Source organism: Marinobacter xiaoshiensis, from assembly GCF_031631795.1.
GTDB lineage: Bacteria > Pseudomonadota > Gammaproteobacteria > Pseudomonadales > Oleiphilaceae > Marinobacter > Marinobacter xiaoshiensis.
In genome coordinates this window covers 266,972-283,721 of the sequence record NZ_JAVMBO010000010.1, presented here as the reverse complement: position 1 = coordinate 283,721, position 16,750 = coordinate 266,972, and the positions used below count along the sequence as shown (strand labels likewise).

At 54.0% G+C, this 16,750-nt stretch carries 18 protein-coding genes; 10 read left to right on the top strand and 8 right to left on the bottom strand.

Annotation, left to right across the window (positions count from 1 at the left end):
- Positions 1-142: 142 nt before the first annotated feature.
- The 10 genes from RKA07_RS08905 to RKA07_RS08860 all read left to right on the top strand — a co-directional run bounded on the left by RKA07_RS08905 (position 143) and on the right by RKA07_RS08860 (position 8,420).
- On the top strand, positions 143-415 hold the full coding sequence (locus RKA07_RS08905; protein WP_200204172.1) for a septum formation initiator family protein: 273 nt from the start codon (positions 143-145) through the stop codon (positions 413-415).
- 150 nt (positions 416-565) lie between these two features.
- The gene (ispD, locus tag RKA07_RS08900; RefSeq protein WP_310966149.1) at positions 566-1,267 is read left to right on the top strand and encodes a 2-C-methyl-D-erythritol 4-phosphate cytidylyltransferase; all 702 of its coding nucleotides are present in this window, start codon (positions 566-568) and stop codon (positions 1,265-1,267) included.
- Positions 1,268-1,293: 26 nt separating this feature from the next.
- Positions 1,294-1,773 (top strand): 2-C-methyl-D-erythritol 2,4-cyclodiphosphate synthase, encoded by a 480-nt coding sequence (gene ispF, locus RKA07_RS08895; RefSeq protein ID WP_200204177.1) that lies wholly within the window; start codon positions 1,294-1,296, stop codon positions 1,771-1,773.
- Positions 1,770-2,876: a tRNA pseudouridine(13) synthase TruD gene (gene truD / locus RKA07_RS08890; protein ID WP_200370991.1), complete on the top strand. Its 1,107-nt coding sequence runs from the start codon at positions 1,770-1,772 to the stop codon at positions 2,874-2,876. The genes ispF and truD overlap by 4 nt, the downstream gene beginning before the upstream one ends.
- A gap of 48 nt (positions 2,877-2,924) precedes the next feature.
- Positions 2,925-3,695, top strand: a complete 771-nt coding sequence (surE, locus tag RKA07_RS08885) for a 5'/3'-nucleotidase SurE (protein WP_200370993.1) — start codon at positions 2,925-2,927, stop codon at positions 3,693-3,695.
- Positions 3,696-3,718: 23 nt separating this feature from the next.
- Positions 3,719-4,348, top strand: a complete 630-nt coding sequence (locus RKA07_RS08880; protein WP_417539230.1) for a protein-L-isoaspartate(D-aspartate) O-methyltransferase — start codon at positions 3,719-3,721, stop codon at positions 4,346-4,348.
- A 74-nt stretch (positions 4,349-4,422) separates the two neighbouring features.
- Entirely contained in the window at positions 4,423-5,343 is a 921-nt protein-coding gene (locus tag RKA07_RS08875) for a DUF368 domain-containing protein (protein WP_227715370.1), read from the top strand.
- Positions 5,344-5,618: 275 nt separating this feature from the next.
- Positions 5,619-6,449, top strand: a complete 831-nt coding sequence (locus RKA07_RS08870) for a peptidoglycan DD-metalloendopeptidase family protein (protein WP_310966147.1) — start codon at positions 5,619-5,621, stop codon at positions 6,447-6,449.
- A gap of 152 nt (positions 6,450-6,601) precedes the next feature.
- Positions 6,602-7,615: an RNA polymerase sigma factor RpoS gene (rpoS, locus tag RKA07_RS08865; protein WP_310966146.1), complete on the top strand. Its 1,014-nt coding sequence runs from the start codon at positions 6,602-6,604 to the stop codon at positions 7,613-7,615.
- 232 nt (positions 7,616-7,847) lie between these two features.
- On the top strand, positions 7,848-8,420 hold the full coding sequence (locus RKA07_RS08860; RefSeq protein WP_200204188.1) for a chalcone isomerase family protein: 573 nt from the start codon (positions 7,848-7,850) through the stop codon (positions 8,418-8,420).
- 68 nt (positions 8,421-8,488) lie between these two features.
- Here RKA07_RS08860 and nth read toward each other — a convergent pair whose 3' ends face one another.
- Genes nth through metG form a run of 8 tightly spaced genes read right to left on the bottom strand, consistent with a single transcriptional unit; the run spans position 8,489 to position 16,736 of the window.
- Positions 8,489-9,127 carry an endonuclease III gene (nth, locus tag RKA07_RS08855; protein ID WP_200370995.1) on the bottom strand — a complete coding sequence of 213 codons (639 nt, stop codon included), beginning with the start codon at positions 9,125-9,127 and terminating at the stop codon, positions 8,489-8,491.
- A 28-nt stretch (positions 9,128-9,155) separates the two neighbouring features.
- Complete coding sequence (locus RKA07_RS08850) at positions 9,156-9,869, bottom strand: electron transport complex subunit E (protein ID WP_310966145.1); 714 nt, start codon at positions 9,867-9,869, stop codon at positions 9,156-9,158.
- A 2-nt stretch (positions 9,870-9,871) separates the two neighbouring features.
- On the bottom strand, positions 9,872-10,573 hold the full coding sequence (gene rsxG / locus RKA07_RS08845) for an electron transport complex subunit RsxG (protein ID WP_310966144.1): 702 nt from the start codon (positions 10,571-10,573) through the stop codon (positions 9,872-9,874).
- Between the two features lie 2 nt (positions 10,574-10,575).
- Positions 10,576-11,628: an electron transport complex subunit RsxD gene (gene rsxD, locus RKA07_RS08840; RefSeq protein ID WP_310966143.1), complete on the bottom strand. Its 1,053-nt coding sequence runs from the start codon at positions 11,626-11,628 to the stop codon at positions 10,576-10,578.
- 21 nt (positions 11,629-11,649) lie between these two features.
- Entirely contained in the window at positions 11,650-13,488 is a 1,839-nt protein-coding gene (rsxC, locus tag RKA07_RS08835) for an electron transport complex subunit RsxC (RefSeq protein WP_310966142.1), read from the bottom strand.
- On the bottom strand, positions 13,488-14,060 hold the full coding sequence (gene rsxB / locus RKA07_RS08830; RefSeq protein ID WP_200204224.1) for an electron transport complex subunit RsxB: 573 nt from the start codon (positions 14,058-14,060) through the stop codon (positions 13,488-13,490). The genes rsxC and rsxB overlap by 1 nt, the downstream gene beginning before the upstream one ends.
- Before the next feature lie 15 nt (positions 14,061-14,075).
- Positions 14,076-14,657 (bottom strand): electron transport complex subunit RsxA, encoded by a 582-nt coding sequence (rsxA, locus tag RKA07_RS08825; protein WP_200204228.1) that lies wholly within the window; start codon positions 14,655-14,657, stop codon positions 14,076-14,078.
- Between the two features lie 36 nt (positions 14,658-14,693).
- A complete protein-coding gene (metG, locus tag RKA07_RS08820; protein WP_310966141.1) occupies positions 14,694-16,736 on the bottom strand; it encodes a methionine--tRNA ligase in 2,043 nt (680 codons plus the stop codon).
- Positions 16,737-16,750: the final 14 nt, after the last annotated feature.

Below are 16,750 nucleotides of genomic sequence, written 5' to 3'. Positions count from 1 at the left end.
CGTGTTTTGAATGAAAATTCAGTCACGATGGCCTTTTTGCCCAATCGGTTAGAAGAACTTGTTGCGAATTTGCTCTAAGGTCTATACTTATCGTCCGGTGTCTGATTTTTGATCGTATAACTCCTGAACGGAATCGGTATTAATGAAGTTGCTTTGGGCCCTCATGGTTGTTCTCATTCTCCTGCTGCAGGTGCGCCTGTGGGTCGGGGAGGGCAGCTTTGCGCAGGTATGGGCGCTAGAGCATTCTATTGCCGAGCAGCGTGAGGAGAATGCTGAGCTATCTTCCCGTAATGAGCGTCTTTATGCGGAGGTGCGCAACCTTCGCAATGAGCAGGGTGCTGTTGAAGAGCGGGCCCGGATGAATCTTGGGTTGATTCGTGATGATGAGACCTTTTTTCTTGTTGTTGAGCAGTAATTTTCGGGTTTGGAGTTCAGAGCGTCGGATAGACCTTTTCCGGGAAACGCTACGAGCACATCCATGTGCGCTTGACGGTGGCCATCCTTGGCCACCGACATTCCCGGAAAAGGCCTATCCGCCACTCTCCAGGCATTGTGCGAAATTTCTATGACTTCTCCAAAACTCTGGTTGATTGTTCCCGCCGCAGGCATTGGTCAGCGCATGCAGGCTGAATGTCCCAAGCAGTACCTCCGTATTAACAATCGCTTTATTCTGGATATCACCTTGTCTCGCATGCTGAATTCCGGTCTTTTTGCCGGGTGCATGGTGCCGTTGAACTCAACGGATAGTTGGTGGCCAGAGTCTGATGCCAGTAATGATGACCGTATTCAGACCTGTGGCGGCGGTGCTGAGCGGGCGGATTCTGTGCTCTCGGCACTGCACGCCCTCAAAGAGCAGGTGGCAGCCGACGACTGGGTGCTGGTTCATGATGCGGCTCGTCCTTGTGTGCATCCGGCCGATCTTGCGAATCTTGTTTCAACACTGGCGGATCATCCAGTGGGTGGCCTGCTGGCAGCTCCGGTTGCGGATACGCTTAAAAAAGCGGAGTCACGAGATTTGCCAGAGGTTGTCGAAACGGTGGATCGCAGTCAGCTTTGGCGAGCGTTAACGCCTCAGATGTTCCGTTATTCCATGCTGGTTTCGGCATTGGAGAGGGCACTGAAGGATAAACAGCCGGTTACGGATGAGTCCTCGGCTATGGAGTTTTCCGGTAATATGCCGGTTCTTGTGGAAGGTCGGCCGGATAATATCAAGATTACCGTGCCTGCTGACCTGGATCTTGCTGGCTTTATTCTCAGCCGGTTCTGAGTTTCTGGATTTTCCCGGAGTTGATTATGCGAATTGGTCAGGGCTTTGATGTTCATGCCTTCGGCGAGGGCGATGCCGTTATTATTGGTGGTGTTTCCATTCCTTACAGTCAGGGCCTGAAAGCCCATTCGGATGGGGATGTGTTGCTGCATGCTTTGGCAGATGCCCTGTTAGGAGCGGTTGCTCTGGGCGATATCGGGCATTTGTTTCCGGACACCAGTGCTGAGTGGGCGGGCGCAGATAGCCGCGATCTTTTGCGTCAGGTTATGGCTCGTGTCGCGGAGGAGGGGTTTAGTGTGCTTAACGTAGATACCACGATTATTGCGCAGGCACCCAAAATGGCGCCGCACATTGAGGCAATGCGTCTGAATATTGCGGATGACCTGGGCATCCCGGCCAGTCGTGTAAGCGTAAAGGCAACCACCAGTGAGAAGTTGGGATTTACCGGTCGGGGCGAAGGGATTGCTTGTCAGGCAGTGTGTCTGCTCGAGCCGGTGACGGTGTGAGTAAACCTGAAGCTAATGTAAAAAACTGGCGGCTGGACTGGCCAGTATCCGGTGGCGTGCGGGTAGCCCGTGCTCAGTTGAAAACCGTGCCGGAGGATTTTCGGGTTAGTGAGGTTTTGGAGGAGTTCCCGGAACAGGCGGAATCATCCGGTGTTTTAAGCGTTACTGGCGAAGGCGAGCACCTGTGTTTGCGTATCGAAAAAGTCGGTGACAACACGGAGTTTGTAGCAGGGGAGCTGGCCGCTCTCGCGGGCTGCCGTTCCTTCGATGTGGGGTTTTGCGGGCTTAAAGATCGCCACGCGGTAACCAGTCAATGGTTCAGCCTTTATCGTCCCGGTATGATGAGTGATGACATGGCTCTGATCGAACAGGTTTCAGAGCGCTGGTTGGTGAAATCGGCTCATCGCAGTGTGCGCAAGCTGCGCCGTGGTGATCATCAAGGTAACCACTTTGTGATTACACTCCGGCAGGTTAATGCTGATCGCGAGTGTGTTGAAGATGCGCTTGGCCGCCTGAAAGTTCAGGGCGCGCCAAACTACTTTGGGCCCCAGCGGTTTGGCTTTGCCGGCGGTAATCTGGATCGGGCGGTTCATATTGACCCTGCAGCATTGAATCGTGGTGGCGGGCAGGGTAAGCGCAGAGGTCGGGGGCGCGGCGCGGGCAAGTCAGGCGGTGGCAGAGACGACCGGAAAAACGTATTGTACTTTTCGGCCGCCCGATCCTGGTTGTTCAATGAAGTGCTCGCGGACCGGGTAGCAGAGGGAAGCTGGACAGTGCCTTTGCCAGGCGAGCCTTCGGAACACCCAACGGGCCCGTTGTGGGGCGATGGCGGAACTGGCGCCGGTGGTGAGGCAGAGCAGCGCGAGCGGGAAACCGTGGCCCAAACTCCTGAGTTGGCGTCTTTGTTTCTGGCCACTCGTATGAAGCCCGAGCGTCGACCGCTGGTCGCCATGGCAAAAGATTTGAGTTGGAACTGGCTCGATGATGGTGATTTGGAGCTGGATTTCTTTCTTGAACCGGGCCAGTACGCCACCACGGTTTTAGGTGATATTTTTGAGCTTGAGGACATGAGCCTCGGCCAACATAACAAACAACACGGCTAACCGTTGACGGTTGGTTAGTGTGCAGCTGGCAAATATCTGGAGTGTACTTTGCGTATTCTGTTGTCTAACGATGATGGTGTTCATTCACCGGGGCTTATTGCCCTGTATGAAGGCCTCAAAGGCTTGGGTGATCTTGCGGTAGTTGCACCGGACAGGGACCACAGTGGGGCGAGTAACGCTTTGACACTCAATCGCCCCCTTACGGTTGAGCGCCACCCCAATGGTTTTCGGTCAATCGATGGGACGCCCACAGATTGTGTGCATCTGGCGGTAAACGGGTTGTTCGATGAGCCTTTCGACCGGGTGGTTTCAGGTATAAACACCCACGCCAACCTGGGTGACGATATTATCTATTCAGGTACCGTGGCTGCCGCTACTGAAGGCCGTCATCTCGGTTTGCCTGCTATTGCGGTCTCTCTGGTTAGTGAGGGGCGTAATCATTACGACACAGCCGCCAGAGTCGTGCGCATGCTCCTTGAAAGCGAACGTCCTTTTGTTTTGGGGCCGCGCTCCATTCTGAATGTGAACGTGCCGGATCTGCCATGGGAAGAACTCTCGGGTTTCCGAGTCACCCGCCTGGGCGATCGGGAGCGAGCTGAGGGCGCTGTACCTATGACTTGCCCAAGGGGCAAGGAGCGTTACTGGATTGGTGCTGCGGGGAAGGGTGGTGATGCCGGGCCGGGAACCGATTTTTATGCCGTTGCGCAAGGTTACGTTTCTCTTACGCCAGTCCATATTGATATGACTCGCCATGAAACACTTGTGTCGCTCCGAACCTGGGTAGATTCGCTCCAGGCATCCATGGGGGATGATGTGTGAGTGGTGAGCTTCAGGGTATAGGGATGACGTCCCGGCGCACACGCATGCGTCTGGTTCAGCGCCTCAAGGAATCAGGTATCAGTTCTGATCGTGTGCTGGAAATAATGGGGCAGGTACCCCGTCATATCTTTCTCGATGAGGCATTGTCCCATCGTGCGTATGAAGACACAGCCCTGCCTATCGGCTATGGGCAAACGCTGTCGCAGCCCTACATCGTTGCTCGAATGACCGAGCTGCTTCTACGGCATGAGCCAGCCAGAGTGTTGGAACTGGGTACAGGGTCGGGCTATCAAACGGCGGTCTTGTCGCAATTGTTTGACCAGATTTACAGCGTTGAGCGGATCAAGCCGCTCCAGGATCGTGCCCGCGATCGGTTGCGGCAACTCAATATCCGGAATGTCATGCTCAAGCATGCAGACGGAGGTATGGGGTGGCCAGACAGGGGGCCATTTGACGGCATTATTGTAACCGCTGCCCCTGTTGAGATCCCCACAGAGCTTTTGGACCAGCTTGCTGACGGGGGAGTGCTGATAGCACCTGTCGGTGAAGAGCACCAGGTACTGGTTGAGGTGATACGCAAGGGGGATCAGTTTGAGCGGCGAGAGTTAGAACCTGTTCGCTTCGTGCCCTTGTTGGGTGGGGTTGTCCGTTGATCGATCAGCAACAGGAAGGCCAAGTAAAATGTTCGGCCCACACGCAACACCCCGCCTCAGTGTTTCTCAGAGGCATGGCGATGGGAGCGGCGGATATTGTTCCTGGTGTATCCGGGGGCACCGTGGCATTCATAACCGGCATTTACTTCCGGCTTTTGGAGGCGATCAATGCTGTTCCGGGAGCTGTGTTCAAGGATCTGCTCCGGGGCAATGCAAGGTCCTTCTGGCAGGCTTGTGATGGCACTTTTCTCGCTACGCTGCTGCTGGGCATTCTTGTCAGCATTGTGACTCTGGCCTCCGGGATCAGCTACATGCTGGCCGAGTATCCAATCCTGATCTGGAGCTTTTTCTTTGGGCTGATCGTTGCGTCTGTCTGGCACGTTGGGCGTCAGGCGAGGCATTATCGGGCATCGCTGGTCTGGCCTCTTGTGTTTGGTATTGCCGCCGCATGGTGGATCACAACCTTGTCTGCAGGCCAGGTTAATCCATCGGCGCTGACGTTTTTCGCTGCTGGCGCTGTCGCGATATGCGCGATGATTCTGCCCGGCATTTCTGGCAGTTTCATTCTGGTTATTATCGGTATGTACGCTCCGGTTCTTGCAGCCATTAAATCCCTTGAGATCACCGTGTTGCTCTTGTTTATGGCAGGTTGTCTGGTGGGGCTCCTGTCTGTTGCAAGGCTCATCACATGGGCTTTCCACAAGTACCACGACCATGTTTTGGCCTTGCTTACCGGTTTTATGATCGGCGCATTGAACAAAGTCTGGCCCTGGAAAGAAACGCTTAGCTGGCGAACCAACAGCTCGGGTGAGCAGGTGCCCCTGACCGAGGTCAGTATCAGCCCTTGGGAATTTCTTGATCTGACTGGCACAGACCCGCAGATTTTCATGGCTTTGGCAGCAGCCGCAACAGGCCTGGCGCTTGTTCTTCTGATTGAGTGGCTTGGAGGGCGTAAGCCGAAAACTGAACAAGTGTCAGGCGATCGCAGTTGTTAAGTCGTGTTACCTTTTCAGGCATGCTGTTGTTCCCAGCCGTAACAAAGGGCGGAGCAGGTAACAGAGATAGCCGGTAAGTAACTTGGAATTGATTTTAAAATGTGTAATAAATTAGCGAGTTACTTTTGAAACTTCAGGATCTTCTTTGATCAGATTCAGAGCCTGTAAAGATTATTCCTAACCGAGCTGGTGCTATTCCTGTGAGATCATTTCGTGGGTCAGCTAAAGCCGCACAGTCGGCTTCCCCGCGGTTCCTCGTTGGTGCCCAGTTAACCTTGTGGGTTTCTCAAAACAGTCGAACCTGCCTGTTCCTGTTAGGGCTCTTGTTGCTCTCGGGTTCCTTGTCTGGTTGTAATACCCAAGCCATTCATCAGGATGATATCTATAATCCCCCGGTGTATTGGGGGCGCCATGTGGTGCGCCCGGGCGAGACCTTGTACGGGATTGCCTGGACTTATGGTCGCGATTACCGCGAACTGGGAAGCGCCAATGGCATCAGTTCGCCCTGGACTATCCGCGCTGGGCAGGTGCTTCGCCTGGACCTTCGCGGTACAGCCCAACCCAGCAGCAATTCACGGGTAGCAACACAGCCAGCCAGACCAACTGCGACTACCTCGGCTGGGGCTTCTCGGGCAAAGCCCCCTGTGCCAACTCCTGCAAATACCCGGAAGCCTGCAGTTACTCGAAAGCCTGATACCTCTGCACCATTAGCGACACGAACCCAAACTGTGGCAGGTGTTTCATGGCGCTGGCCACACTCTGGCACCGTAATTGCAAGCTATTCAGCATCCGGAAAAGTCAACAAAGGCGTTGATATTGCGGGGAAAGCCGGGGATGCTGTTAGAGCTGCCGCAGATGGAAGTGTGGTCTATGCCGGCAATGGTTTGCTCGGATACGGCAATTTGATTATTGTGAATCATAACGAGCGTTATCTGAGTGCTTATGCTCACAACCGGAAAATACTGGTCAGCGAAGGAGAAGGTGTAAAAGCCGGGCAAGTCATAGCAGAGCTTGGTAGTAGTGGTGTAGATAGGCCCAAGTTACATTTTGAAATTCGTAAAAATGGAAACCCGGTTGATCCAGCACACTACCTTCCGCCGCGCTAGTGACAAATTCGGTGCGACAAATAACAAGAAAAGGTGGCTGTAGCTCATACAGGCCATTGAAGAAGTCCTGAAGAAATGCGAAGTATCCAATGCCCGCAATAAAAAGAAGTATCGGGCGAAAACCAGGATTGTTGAAAGGCGGGGTAAGAGATATGTCAGCAGAACAAGAAGATATCATTATTGATCGCATAACAGATGTTGATGGCTCTACAGACGTTGAAGACTCTGAGGAACAGCTTCTCGCAGAAGAAGAAAACGATAAGGTAGCTCCAGAAGCTACTGAAGTTGAAGGGAAGTTCTCTACCAAAGGTAGTTACTACAGTAATGCCTCCAAGCAGCTGGATCCTACACAGCTCTATCTTAACGAAATTGGTTTTTCACCACTCCTGACCCCGGAAGAAGAGGTCTACTTTGCACGCCTTGCGCGCAAAGGGGAGGAGTCCGGCCGTAAGCGAATGATTGAAAGTAACCTTCGGCTGGTTGTGAAAATAGCACGGCGCTATGTGAATCGCGGCCTGACCCTGCTTGACCTGATTGAGGAGGGTAACCTCGGCCTGATTCGTGCGGTTGAGAAGTTTGACCCAGAGCGAGGCTTCCGTTTCTCTACCTATGCAACATGGTGGATCCGTCAGACCATTGAGCGGGCCATTATGAATCAGACCCGCACCATCCGGTTGCCTATTCACGTGGTTAAAGAGCTAAACCTTTACCTGCGGGCGGCTCGAGAACTGACACAGAAGCTTGATCATGAGCCTACGGCTGAAGAAGTTGCCCAGTTGGTCGGCAAACCAGTCAATGATGTAAAACGAATGCTTGGCCTGAATGAACGTGTTGCCTCCATGGATACACCCATTGGCCCTGGTGGCGAGAAATCCCTACTTGATACGGTTGCAGACGAAGGCGCGACTGACCCTGCTGATGTGTTGCAGGAAAATAACATGACCGCCTGCATTGGAAAGTGGATAGACCAGCTAAGCGAAAAGCAGCAGGAAGTGCTGTCCCGGCGATTTGGTCTTCGGGGTTACCCGGTTAGCACGTTGGAAGAGGTTGGTCAGGAAATTGGTCTGACCCGGGAGCGGGTTCGCCAGATTCAGGTAGAAGCATTGAGGCGTCTACGTGAAATCCTGGAAAAAGAAGGGCTCACAGGAAATCTGCTATTTAAATAGCCTTTCTGACGCAGCACCCTGAACGCCGGCCATGCATCATGGTCGGCGTTTTGTGTTTTACTGGCGCTGAAAAGTAGTTCTGCAAAAATAGCTCGCAAAAAGTAACCCTGCAAATGAGAACCAGGTGGCGCTTCACCTCGCGCGGTCGTTGGTAGAATAGCTGCGCCGGGGCTAAGGATTTGTACTTGGTGACGAATGAATTCTCATAATAATGACTGAAAAGGAAAGGACTATGAAAAAAGCGTTTTTGACAGGCTTTGCATCTCTTATGTTGGCGGCCACACTCTCAACACCTGTTGCAGCACTGACGGTTGGCGGTGTTGATGTTCCGGATACTTATACCGCTGGCAGTACTGAGCTGCAGTTGAACGGCGCGGGTACCCGGTCCAAGTTTTTCATGGATCTGTATGTAGGCAGCCTTTATGTGCCCCAGGCGCAGAATGATGGTACTGCCGTTGTTGAAGCGGATGAACCCCAGGCTATCACGCTGCACATTATCTCTGGCATGATCACCAGCGACCGCATGACTGAAGCAACCATGGAAGGCTTTGAGGCCTCAACAGATGGTGATATGTCATCGGTTAAAGCCGATATTGATCAGTTCATGTCTGTGTTCAAAGAAGAGATCAAAGAAGGTGATGTGTTTGATCTTGTCTATGTGCCTGGGGAAGGCGTTAAGGTACTGAAAAACGGCGAGCAAAAAGATACTGTGGGTGATCTGGCGTTCAAAAAGGCGTTGTTCGGTATCTGGTTATCGGATGCTCCCGCACAGAAGAGTCTGAAAAAAGAGATGCTCGGCAAGTAAGAGCAGAGCTACTTCAGCATCCCACTAAAAAGCCGGCAACTGCCGGCTTTTTTGCACAAAACGATTGTTTACTGGTAATCGTTTTTATCCTTGAACTCGCATAGATCCTCAATAATGCAGGCACCGCATCTGGGCTTTCGAGCTACGCACGTGTAACGTCCATGCAGAATCAGCCAATGGTGGGCATCCAACAGGAACTCCTTGGGTACAAGCCGCATTAAACGCTTTTCCACTTCTAATACGTTTTTACCCGGAGCGATACCCGTGCGATTGGATACCCGGAATATATGGGTATCGACAGCCATAGCCGGCTGCCCAAAAGCCGTGTTCAAAACTACGTTTGCCGTTTTTCGGCCAACACCTGGGAGGGCTTCAAGGTCCTCCCGGTTATCAGGGACAACGCTGTTGTGCTTCTCAACCAGTATGCGGCATGTCTTGATTACGTTTTCAGCTTTGGTGTTGAAGAGCCCGATGGTCTTGATGTATTCCTTCAAGCCATCCACGCCAAGCGCAAGTATCGCTTCGGGTGTATTGGCAACAGGGTAGAGTTTGTCTGTGGCCTTGTTTACGCCGACATCCGTTGCCTGGGCCGACAGAATGACGGCAATGAGCAGCTCAAACGGGTTGCTGTAGTTCAGCTCAGTTTCTGGTTTGGGGTTGGCATCCCGAAAGCGAGAGAATATTTCAATACGTTTTTCTTTATTCATGGTGTTTCGTTACGACTCCGATGATAAATCATGAGACGTTTCCGGTTACGCGCACGCGTTTGCTGCCGGGTGTTGCTGCAGGCTGGAGCGTCTTTTGACGTTCCTTGAGATGGTGGTCAATGCCATTTTTCATGGCGATCAACAGACCGAGACCGACGAATGCGCCGGGCGGCAGTACCATGAATAGCATGTCCGGATAGTTTGCAAAGGGCTTTATAACCCAGTCTGACGCCATGGGGCCCAGTAGCAGGTGCATATCAACAAACAGTGTGCCTTGGCCGATCAGTTCGCGCATACCGCCGAGAATGATAAGCACGACAAGAAAGCCTGCGCCCATCATTGCACCGTCAAGCAGTGCAGGGCCTGGCGCATTGCGTGAGGCAAAAGCATCGGCCCGGCCAAGGATGGCGCAGTTGGTGACTATGAGAGGGATAAAAATACCCAGAATCTGGTATAGCTCGTAGGTGTAGGCCTGCATCAGCAATTCCGCACAGGTTACGAACGACGCAATAATCATCACGAATGCAGGTAGCCGCACGGACTCACCAACGAAGTTCCGGATCAGCGATACTGCGAGGTTCGAACCCATCAGCACCATCAGAGTGGCAAGCCCCAGGCCAATCGCATTAACGACAGTGCTGGTAACTGCAAGAAGCGGGCACAGCCCCAGTACCTGAACCAGGGCAGGGTTGTTGTCCCAAAGCCCATCGCGAATGATCTCACTGGAGGTTTTAGTTGCCATGATCAGAATTGCTCCACGTTCAGGGATTCATCTGTCAGATCTCCGGGCGTAACCACCGGGCCTTGTCCGGAGGGGGCACTGTTCAGTTGCGCCTGGATTGCCTGCTGGTTCTGCCGGAAGTAAATCAAGGATTTCTGTACGGCTTTCACCACGGCTCTTGGCGTGATGGTGGCTCCGGTAAATTGGTCAAAAACACCGCCGTTCTTTTTCACGTTCCATTGCTTTGGTGCGGGGTTTCCAATGGAGCGCCCTTCAAAATCTTTAACCCAATCGGATTTCCGGGTTTCTATCCGGTCGCCCAGCCCCGGGGTTTCCTTGTGTGCTATAACCCGAACACCCAGAACCTTTCCTTCAAGATCGATACCGACCAGCAGCTTGATAGTGCCTGAATAGCCGTCTGGTGCAACCGCTGGCATGATCATACCGACTGGCTCTCCGTCCTGGCGAGCTACCCATACTGTGACCGGCCCTTCGGTGGCCAAGCGATCACTGGCAGGCAGGACCAGAGTATCCCGGAGCAGATCGTTGTTGTGGTCACTCTCCGGGATAATCTCAAACAGTGCTTTGGCTTCTGCTCTGGCAGCCTGCTCCTTGATACGTTCACTGGTCAACGCCTGAGTAAACGCAATAGTACCGCCAGTAATGACTGCAAATATGCCAAGGCCAATGGCGCTGCGACGAATTGATTGAATCATGGTCGCCATGGTCAGCTCCTGTCTCCGCCAGAAAAGCCCCTGCGGGCCTTGTGATGGCCGTAGGTCCGTGGCGGCGTGTAATGATCGATAAAGGGCACGGCAAAGTTCATAAGCAACACGCTGAATGCAACGGCATCCGGATAGTTACCCCAGCTACGGATCAGATAGACAAGTATTCCAATACCCGCGCCATAACTCAGTTTTCCCTGGTGGCTGGTTGCTGCAGAAACCGGGTCGGTGGCGATGAAAAATGCGCCAAGCATGGTGCCGCCGGCCAACAGGTGCAGTGGAAGTGGCGCAAACTCATCAGCATTGCTCCCAAAGGCCAGGCTCATAACAATCAGTGAACCCAAAAACGCAACTGGAATGTGCCAGCTGATTATTCTGAGGCCGATCAGCACAAGCCCACCCGCCAGGAAGGCGGCATTAACCCACTCCCAGCCCCTGGCAAAACCATTGCCGAACGTGGGGTGGGCAAGAACTTCCTCCGCAGTGTGGGTCGCAATTTTATGTTTGTATTCGTCAAGTGGGGTGGCCATGGTCCAGCCGTCAACCGCGGTTTGCTGTCCTGAGGCAATGGTTGCCAGCGTATCTCCGAAGCCAGGAGCCTTGTCCCAGAGCAGCGCCGGTTCAGCCCAGTTGGTGGTCATGGCCACCGGGAACGAGATCAGCACCAGCGCGTAACCCACCATGGCGGGATTGAAAGGGTTAGAACCCAGCCCACCATAAAGCTGTTTGGCAATCACGATTGCGGAAATGACCGCCACAGCAGATACCCACCAGGGTGCAAACTGTGGCAGGGAAAGCCCCAGCAGCAGCCCGGTTACGGCGGCTGTGTTGTCCTTGAGAACAAACGTAATCGGTTTGCTGCGCAATTTGAGAACAGCTGCTTCCGAAGCCAGAGCGATGGCGATGCACCAGACAACGTTGATGAGGTTGCCCCAGCCGAAAAACAGGGTTTGTGCCAGCAACCCGGGCAAGGCCGCGAGTATGACCCACAGCATCACCTTAGAGGTTGGGCGAGCCTTGTGAGCATGGGGTGAAGACTGTTGAACAAACGCCATGAAAATCGGGCCTGATTCAGATTATTTGATGGATTGTGGTTCAGTTTGGGCTGCCAGCGTTTTGCGTGCATCCGCAAGGGCTTCTTCTGCCCGCTTGACCCGGTCGTGGTTCTTGGCAACAGCTCGTTCAAGCTTGTCCACGTTGTCTGCTTGTTGTGCTTTTGCATCTTCAAGCATGGCCTGCATGGTTTCCAATTTGGACTGCGCCTGAGAGAACTGTTTTTCCAGTGCATCCAAATCGGGCGCTTCCTGCTCTGCCTCTGAGGGAGGAGCTGCCTTTGCATTGCTGGCTTCAGCGCTGGCTTTTTTGCGTGCCAGGGCCTGCTCCACCAAAGCAGATTTCGCTGCTCGCTCGTCGACAGCCTCTCCGCTCGCTGCAGACTGCTCCGCTTCTGCTTTCTTTAAGGCCTGAGCTTCCGCAGCGGCTTTGGCGCGCTCTTTGCGGCGCAGTTCTTTCTCCTGCTGTTCGCGCTCAAGCCTTTGCTGGCGGGCTTCGAAACGCTCCCGAGCTCTATCTGCTTTCAGCTGTTCTGCCCGCTGTACGCGGATCTCGCCCTTGGCGTAGCGATAGTACTGCACCAGCGGGATGGAGCTGGGGCAAACGTAAGAGCAGGCACCGCACTCTATGCAGTCGAACAGATTCAAATGCTCTGCTTTTTCGAACTCTGCAGCTTTGGAATGCCAGAACAATTGCTGCGGTAGCAGTTCCATTGGGCAAACCTCTGCGCATTGGCCGCAGCGTATGCACGCTTGCTCCGGTGGCGGTGCAGGAAGCTCACTGACGGTCGCAGCAATGATGCAGTTACTGGTCTTGATAACCGGCACCGCTGTGGTGTTCAGGGTGTAGCCCATCATGGGGCCACCAAGTACCAGGCGACTGACCCGGTCTTGCTGCAAGCCTGCCTGTTCCAGTAGGTAAGCAATGGGTGTGCCCAGCAATACCTCAAAATTGCCCGGGCTTTCAGCGGCTTCACCGCTCACAGTGACCACCCGGCTAATAAGCGGCGAACCCTCGAAGACAGCATCAGACACGGCTACGGCGGTACCAACGTTCTGGCACATGACACCTATATCTGCCGGAATGCCGCCACTGGGCACTTCCATGCCGGTGAGGACCTGGATTAGCTGCTTTTCGCCTCCAGAGGGGTATTTGGTCGGGATAACCGCAATTTCAATTTGCGTGCCTTGAATGGCTTCGCGCAGCGCTGCGATAGCTTCCGGTTTGTTGTCCTCTATGCCGATCACGCAACGCTCGGGTCGCAGTATCCAGGCCATTATCTTTAGCCCGGCAACGACCTTGTCGGCTCGCTCGCGCATGGTCATGTCGTCGGCAGTAATGTAGGGCTCGCATTCCGCGCCGTTGAGAATCAGCGTGTCAACCTTGCGGTCCCTGGGTGGTTTCAGTTTGATATCTGTAGGGAATCCCGCGCCGCCCATGCCGGCGACACCGGCTGAGTGAATCACGCCAAGCACCTGATTCCGCTCAAGAGTGCGGTAGTCGCTGATCGGGAAGCGCTCGCACCACTCGTCCTTGCCGTCTGGCTTCAAAACGATGCATTGGTCTGTCATGCCGGAAGGGTGAGGTACCGGGTAGTCACCAATGCTCTCGATCACGCCAGATGTAGGTGCGTGCACTGGAACGCCCATGCCATGGCTTACGTCGGCTATTTTCTGGCCTTTCAGGACAACATCGCCAACCGCCACTACAGGCTCCGCGGGCTCACCGATATGCTGCTGCAGTGGCAACACCAGTTGCCCGGGAATACCTGCGGTTTGAATGGGTCGGCGGGTTGAAACCTGCTTGTTCTCTGCGGGGTGAATGCCGCCGCTAAAGTCCCAAAGCTTGATAGTTGAGGGCATCAGGAGTTGGCCTCCTGTTTGTCTGTAGTGATAATCCGGGGCTGCGACCAGGTCCATCCACGAATATCAGGCTCGATAGTGATCATGTCGATGCAATCAACCGGGCAGGGCTCCACGCATAGATCACAGCCTGTGCATTCACTTTCGATAACCGTGTGCATGTGTTTTGCAGCACCCAGAATCGCATCCACCGGGCAGGCCTGAATGCACTTGGTGCAACCTATACATTCATCCTCCCGTATCACAGCAACCCTGCGCGCCTGTTCCACTCCGTGTTCTGCATCCAGCGGTTGGGGGTCAACATCGAGCAGGTCGGCCAGCGCTTTGATAGTGGATTCGCCGCCGGGAGGGCATTTATTGATGGCACCACCCTCTGCAATGGATTCGGCATAGGGGCGGCAGCCGGGGAATCCGCACTGGCCACACTGGGTTTGCGGCAGCATTGCGTCGATCTGTTCCACCAGTGGATTGCCTTCTACCCGAAAGCGCTCCGAGGCAAAACCCAGCAAAGCGCCAAACGCCAGGGCAAGGCTCAGCAGAACCAGAACGGCGATAAGAATGCCTGTCCACATAATACTGCGTCTCCGTTAAACGCTGACCAGGCCGGTAAAGCCCAAGAACGCCAGTGACATCAACCCTGCGGTAACCATGCCAATCGCGGCGCCCTGAAAGGACACAGGGACATCAGACACGGCAATGCGCTCGCGCATTGCGGCAAAGAGCACCAGCACCAGCGAGAAACCGGCGGCAGCGCCAAAACCGTAGAGCACTGATTCAACGAAGTTGTTGTTTTTGTTCAGGTTAAGAAGTGCCACGCCGAGTACGGCGCAGTTAGTGGTAATCAGCGGCAGGAAAATACCCAGCACGCGGTAGAGCAGAGGGCTGGTTTTACGTACAACCATTTCGGTGAACTGAACCACCACGGCAATCACCAGAATGAAGGTGATGGTTTTCAGAAACACCAGATCCAGAGGCGCCAGCAGGTAGGTATAGGCAAGATAGCTGCATACCGATGACAGAGTCAGCACAAACGTGGTGGCCAAAGACATGCCCATGGCTGTTTCCAGTTTGCCTGAAACCCCCATGAAGGGGCACAGGCCAAGAAACTGCACCAGCACGAAGTTGTTCACCAGAATGGTGCTGACCAAGATCAGTAAGTATTCTGTCATTGTTGCATCACCGGATCGCTCTGCCTCGACCTTTGTTTACATCACACGCATGCCGGGCGTGGCACCCGAATCAGGAGACAGGATAAAAATATCCTTGCCGCCCGGGCCAGCCGCCAGAACCATGCCTTCGGACATGCCGAACTTCATTTTACGGGGTTTGAGGTTGGCTACCATGACCGTAAGACGGCCCTCCAGATCCTCAGGCTTGTAAGCAGACTTGATACCAGCAAACACGTTGCGCTCGCCTTGCCCCAGGTCAAGCGTCAGGCGAAGTAGCTTGTCTGCGCCTTCCACATGCTCGGCTTTGACTATTTTAACGACCCGCAGATCCACCTTGGCGAAATCATCAAACTCGATTTCATCAGCAATAGCTTCGCTGGTGTCCTGCTTGTCTGCCTGAGTTGGTTTGCCGATGGCTGCAGGCATCTCTTCTTTTGACGCATCCAGCATTTTTTCGATCTGTGCCATGTCTACCCGGCTCATCAGAGGGCTGAACTTGTTGATGCTGTGGTTTTCCAGCCGCTCGCTGCGATTGTTCCAGTCCAGCTTCGCGTTGAGGAAGTCCTCCGAAGCCTTGGCCGTCTCTGGCAGCACCGGAGCGAGGTAGGTCATCAACAGGTGGAACATATTCAGGGCGTTGGTGCAGATGGCCTGCAGTTTTTCGTCCTGACCTTCCTGCTTGGCTACGACCCAAGGCTGCTCATCGTTAACATACTGGTTGGCAATGTCTGCCAGCTCCATGATGCGGCGCATGGCACGCCCAAACTCACGAGCCTCATAAAAGGCTTCCAGCTCTTCGCCCGCTTCAATAAATTTCTTCAGCTTGTCGTGCTCAGTTACCTGGCCAAGCTTGCCGTCAAAACGCTTGGTAATAAAACCGGCACTGCGGCTGGCAATGTTGACTACCTTGCCAACCAGATCTGAATTCACTCGTGCGGCAAAGTCCTCGAGATTCAGGTCCATATCGTCCACGCCGCCAGTCAGCTTGGCTGCAAAGTAGTAGCGCAGATATTCCGGGTTCAGGTGGTCCAGATAGGTGCGGGCCATAATGAACGTGCCCCGGGATTTGGACATCTTCTTGCCGTTAACCGTTACAAAACCGTGGGCCCAGACCGCTGTTGGCGTGCGGAAGCCTGCATCGTGCAGCATGGCCGGCCAGAACAGGGCGTGGAAGTTGATAATGTCCTTGCCGATAAAGTGATAGACCTCGGCAGTGGAATCTACCTTCCAGAAGTGTTCGAAATCCACGTCTTCCCGGTTGCAGAAGTTTTTGAAGCTTGCGAGGTAGCCGATAGGCGCATCCAGCCATACATAGAAAAACTTGCCAGGGGCATCGGGAATTTCAAAACCAAAATAGGGCGCATCGCGACTGATGTCCCATTCCTGGAGACCTGCATCCAGCCATTCAGCCAGCTTGTTGGCGACTTGAGGTTGCAAGGCGCCACTGCGAGTCCACTGAGTCAGGAATTCGGTGAATTCCGGCAGTTTGAAGAAGTAGTGCTCCGAGTCTTTCTCTACCGGCGTGGCACCGGACACAGCAGAGCGAGGGTTGATCAGCTCGGCCGGGGTGTAGGTTGCGCCGCAAGCTTCACAATTATCGCCATACTGATCGTCGGTTTTACACTTGGGGCAAGTGCCCTTGATGAAGCGATCCGCAAGAAACATGTTCTTCTCAGGATCGAAGAACTGGGTGATGTCACGAGTCGCGATATTGCCGTTTTTCTGTAACTGGCGGTAGATGTACTCAGAGAAGTACCGGTTTTCTTCCGAATGGGTGGTGTAGTAGTTATCAAAGCGGATGTGGAACCCGGAGAAATCCTGCTGATGTTCTTCACGGATCCGGTCAATCAGCTGCTCGGGCGTGATGCCTTCCCGCTCGGCACGGAGCATAATGGCGGTGCCGTGGGCATCATCGGCGCAAACGTAGTAGCAAGTGTGGCCTCGCATATTCTGATAGCGCACCCAGATATCGGTCTGAATGTATTCCAGCAGATGGCCCAGGTGAATGGGGCCGTTGGCGTAGGGCAGTGCGCTGGTAACCAGAATATCGCGCTGTTGCTTTGAACTCGCTTGCGTCATGGTGTATCCGAACC

Excerpts from the sequence above, each read along its gene's own strand:
- RKA07_RS08905 (WP_200204172.1), top strand. The coding sequence starts at position 143 with ATGAAGTTGCTTTGGGCCCTCATGGTTGTTCTCATTCTCCTGCTGCAG.
- ispD (WP_310966149.1), top strand. The coding sequence starts at position 566 with ATGACTTCTCCAAAACTCTGGTTGATTGTTCCCGCCGCAGGCATTGGT.
- ispF (WP_200204177.1), top strand. The coding sequence starts at position 1,294 with ATGCGAATTGGTCAGGGCTTTGATGTTCATGCCTTCGGCGAGGGCGAT.
- RKA07_RS08880 (WP_417539230.1), top strand. The coding sequence starts at position 3,719 with ATGACGTCCCGGCGCACACGCATGCGTCTGGTTCAGCGCCTCAAGGAA.
- RKA07_RS08875 (WP_227715370.1), top strand. The coding sequence starts at position 4,423 with ATGGCGATGGGAGCGGCGGATATTGTTCCTGGTGTATCCGGGGGCACC.
- rpoS (WP_310966146.1), top strand. The coding sequence starts at position 6,602 with ATGTCAGCAGAACAAGAAGATATCATTATTGATCGCATAACAGATGTT.
- RKA07_RS08860 (WP_200204188.1), top strand. The coding sequence starts at position 7,848 with ATGAAAAAAGCGTTTTTGACAGGCTTTGCATCTCTTATGTTGGCGGCC.
- nth (WP_200370995.1), bottom strand. The coding sequence starts at position 9,127 with ATGAATAAAGAAAAACGTATTGAAATATTCTCTCGCTTTCGGGATGCC.
- RKA07_RS08850 (WP_310966145.1), bottom strand. The coding sequence starts at position 9,869 with ATGGCAACTAAAACCTCCAGTGAGATCATTCGCGATGGGCTTTGGGAC.
- rsxG (WP_310966144.1), bottom strand. The coding sequence starts at position 10,573 with ATGGCGACCATGATTCAATCAATTCGTCGCAGCGCCATTGGCCTTGGC.
- rsxD (WP_310966143.1), bottom strand. The coding sequence starts at position 11,628 with ATGGCGTTTGTTCAACAGTCTTCACCCCATGCTCACAAGGCTCGCCCA.
- rsxC (WP_310966142.1), bottom strand. The coding sequence starts at position 13,488 with ATGCCCTCAACTATCAAGCTTTGGGACTTTAGCGGCGGCATTCACCCC.
- rsxB (WP_200204224.1), bottom strand. The coding sequence starts at position 14,060 with ATGTGGACAGGCATTCTTATCGCCGTTCTGGTTCTGCTGAGCCTTGCC.
- rsxA (WP_200204228.1), bottom strand. The coding sequence starts at position 14,657 with ATGACAGAATACTTACTGATCTTGGTCAGCACCATTCTGGTGAACAAC.
- metG (WP_310966141.1), bottom strand. The coding sequence starts at position 16,736 with ATGACGCAAGCGAGTTCAAAGCAACAGCGCGATATTCTGGTTACCAGC.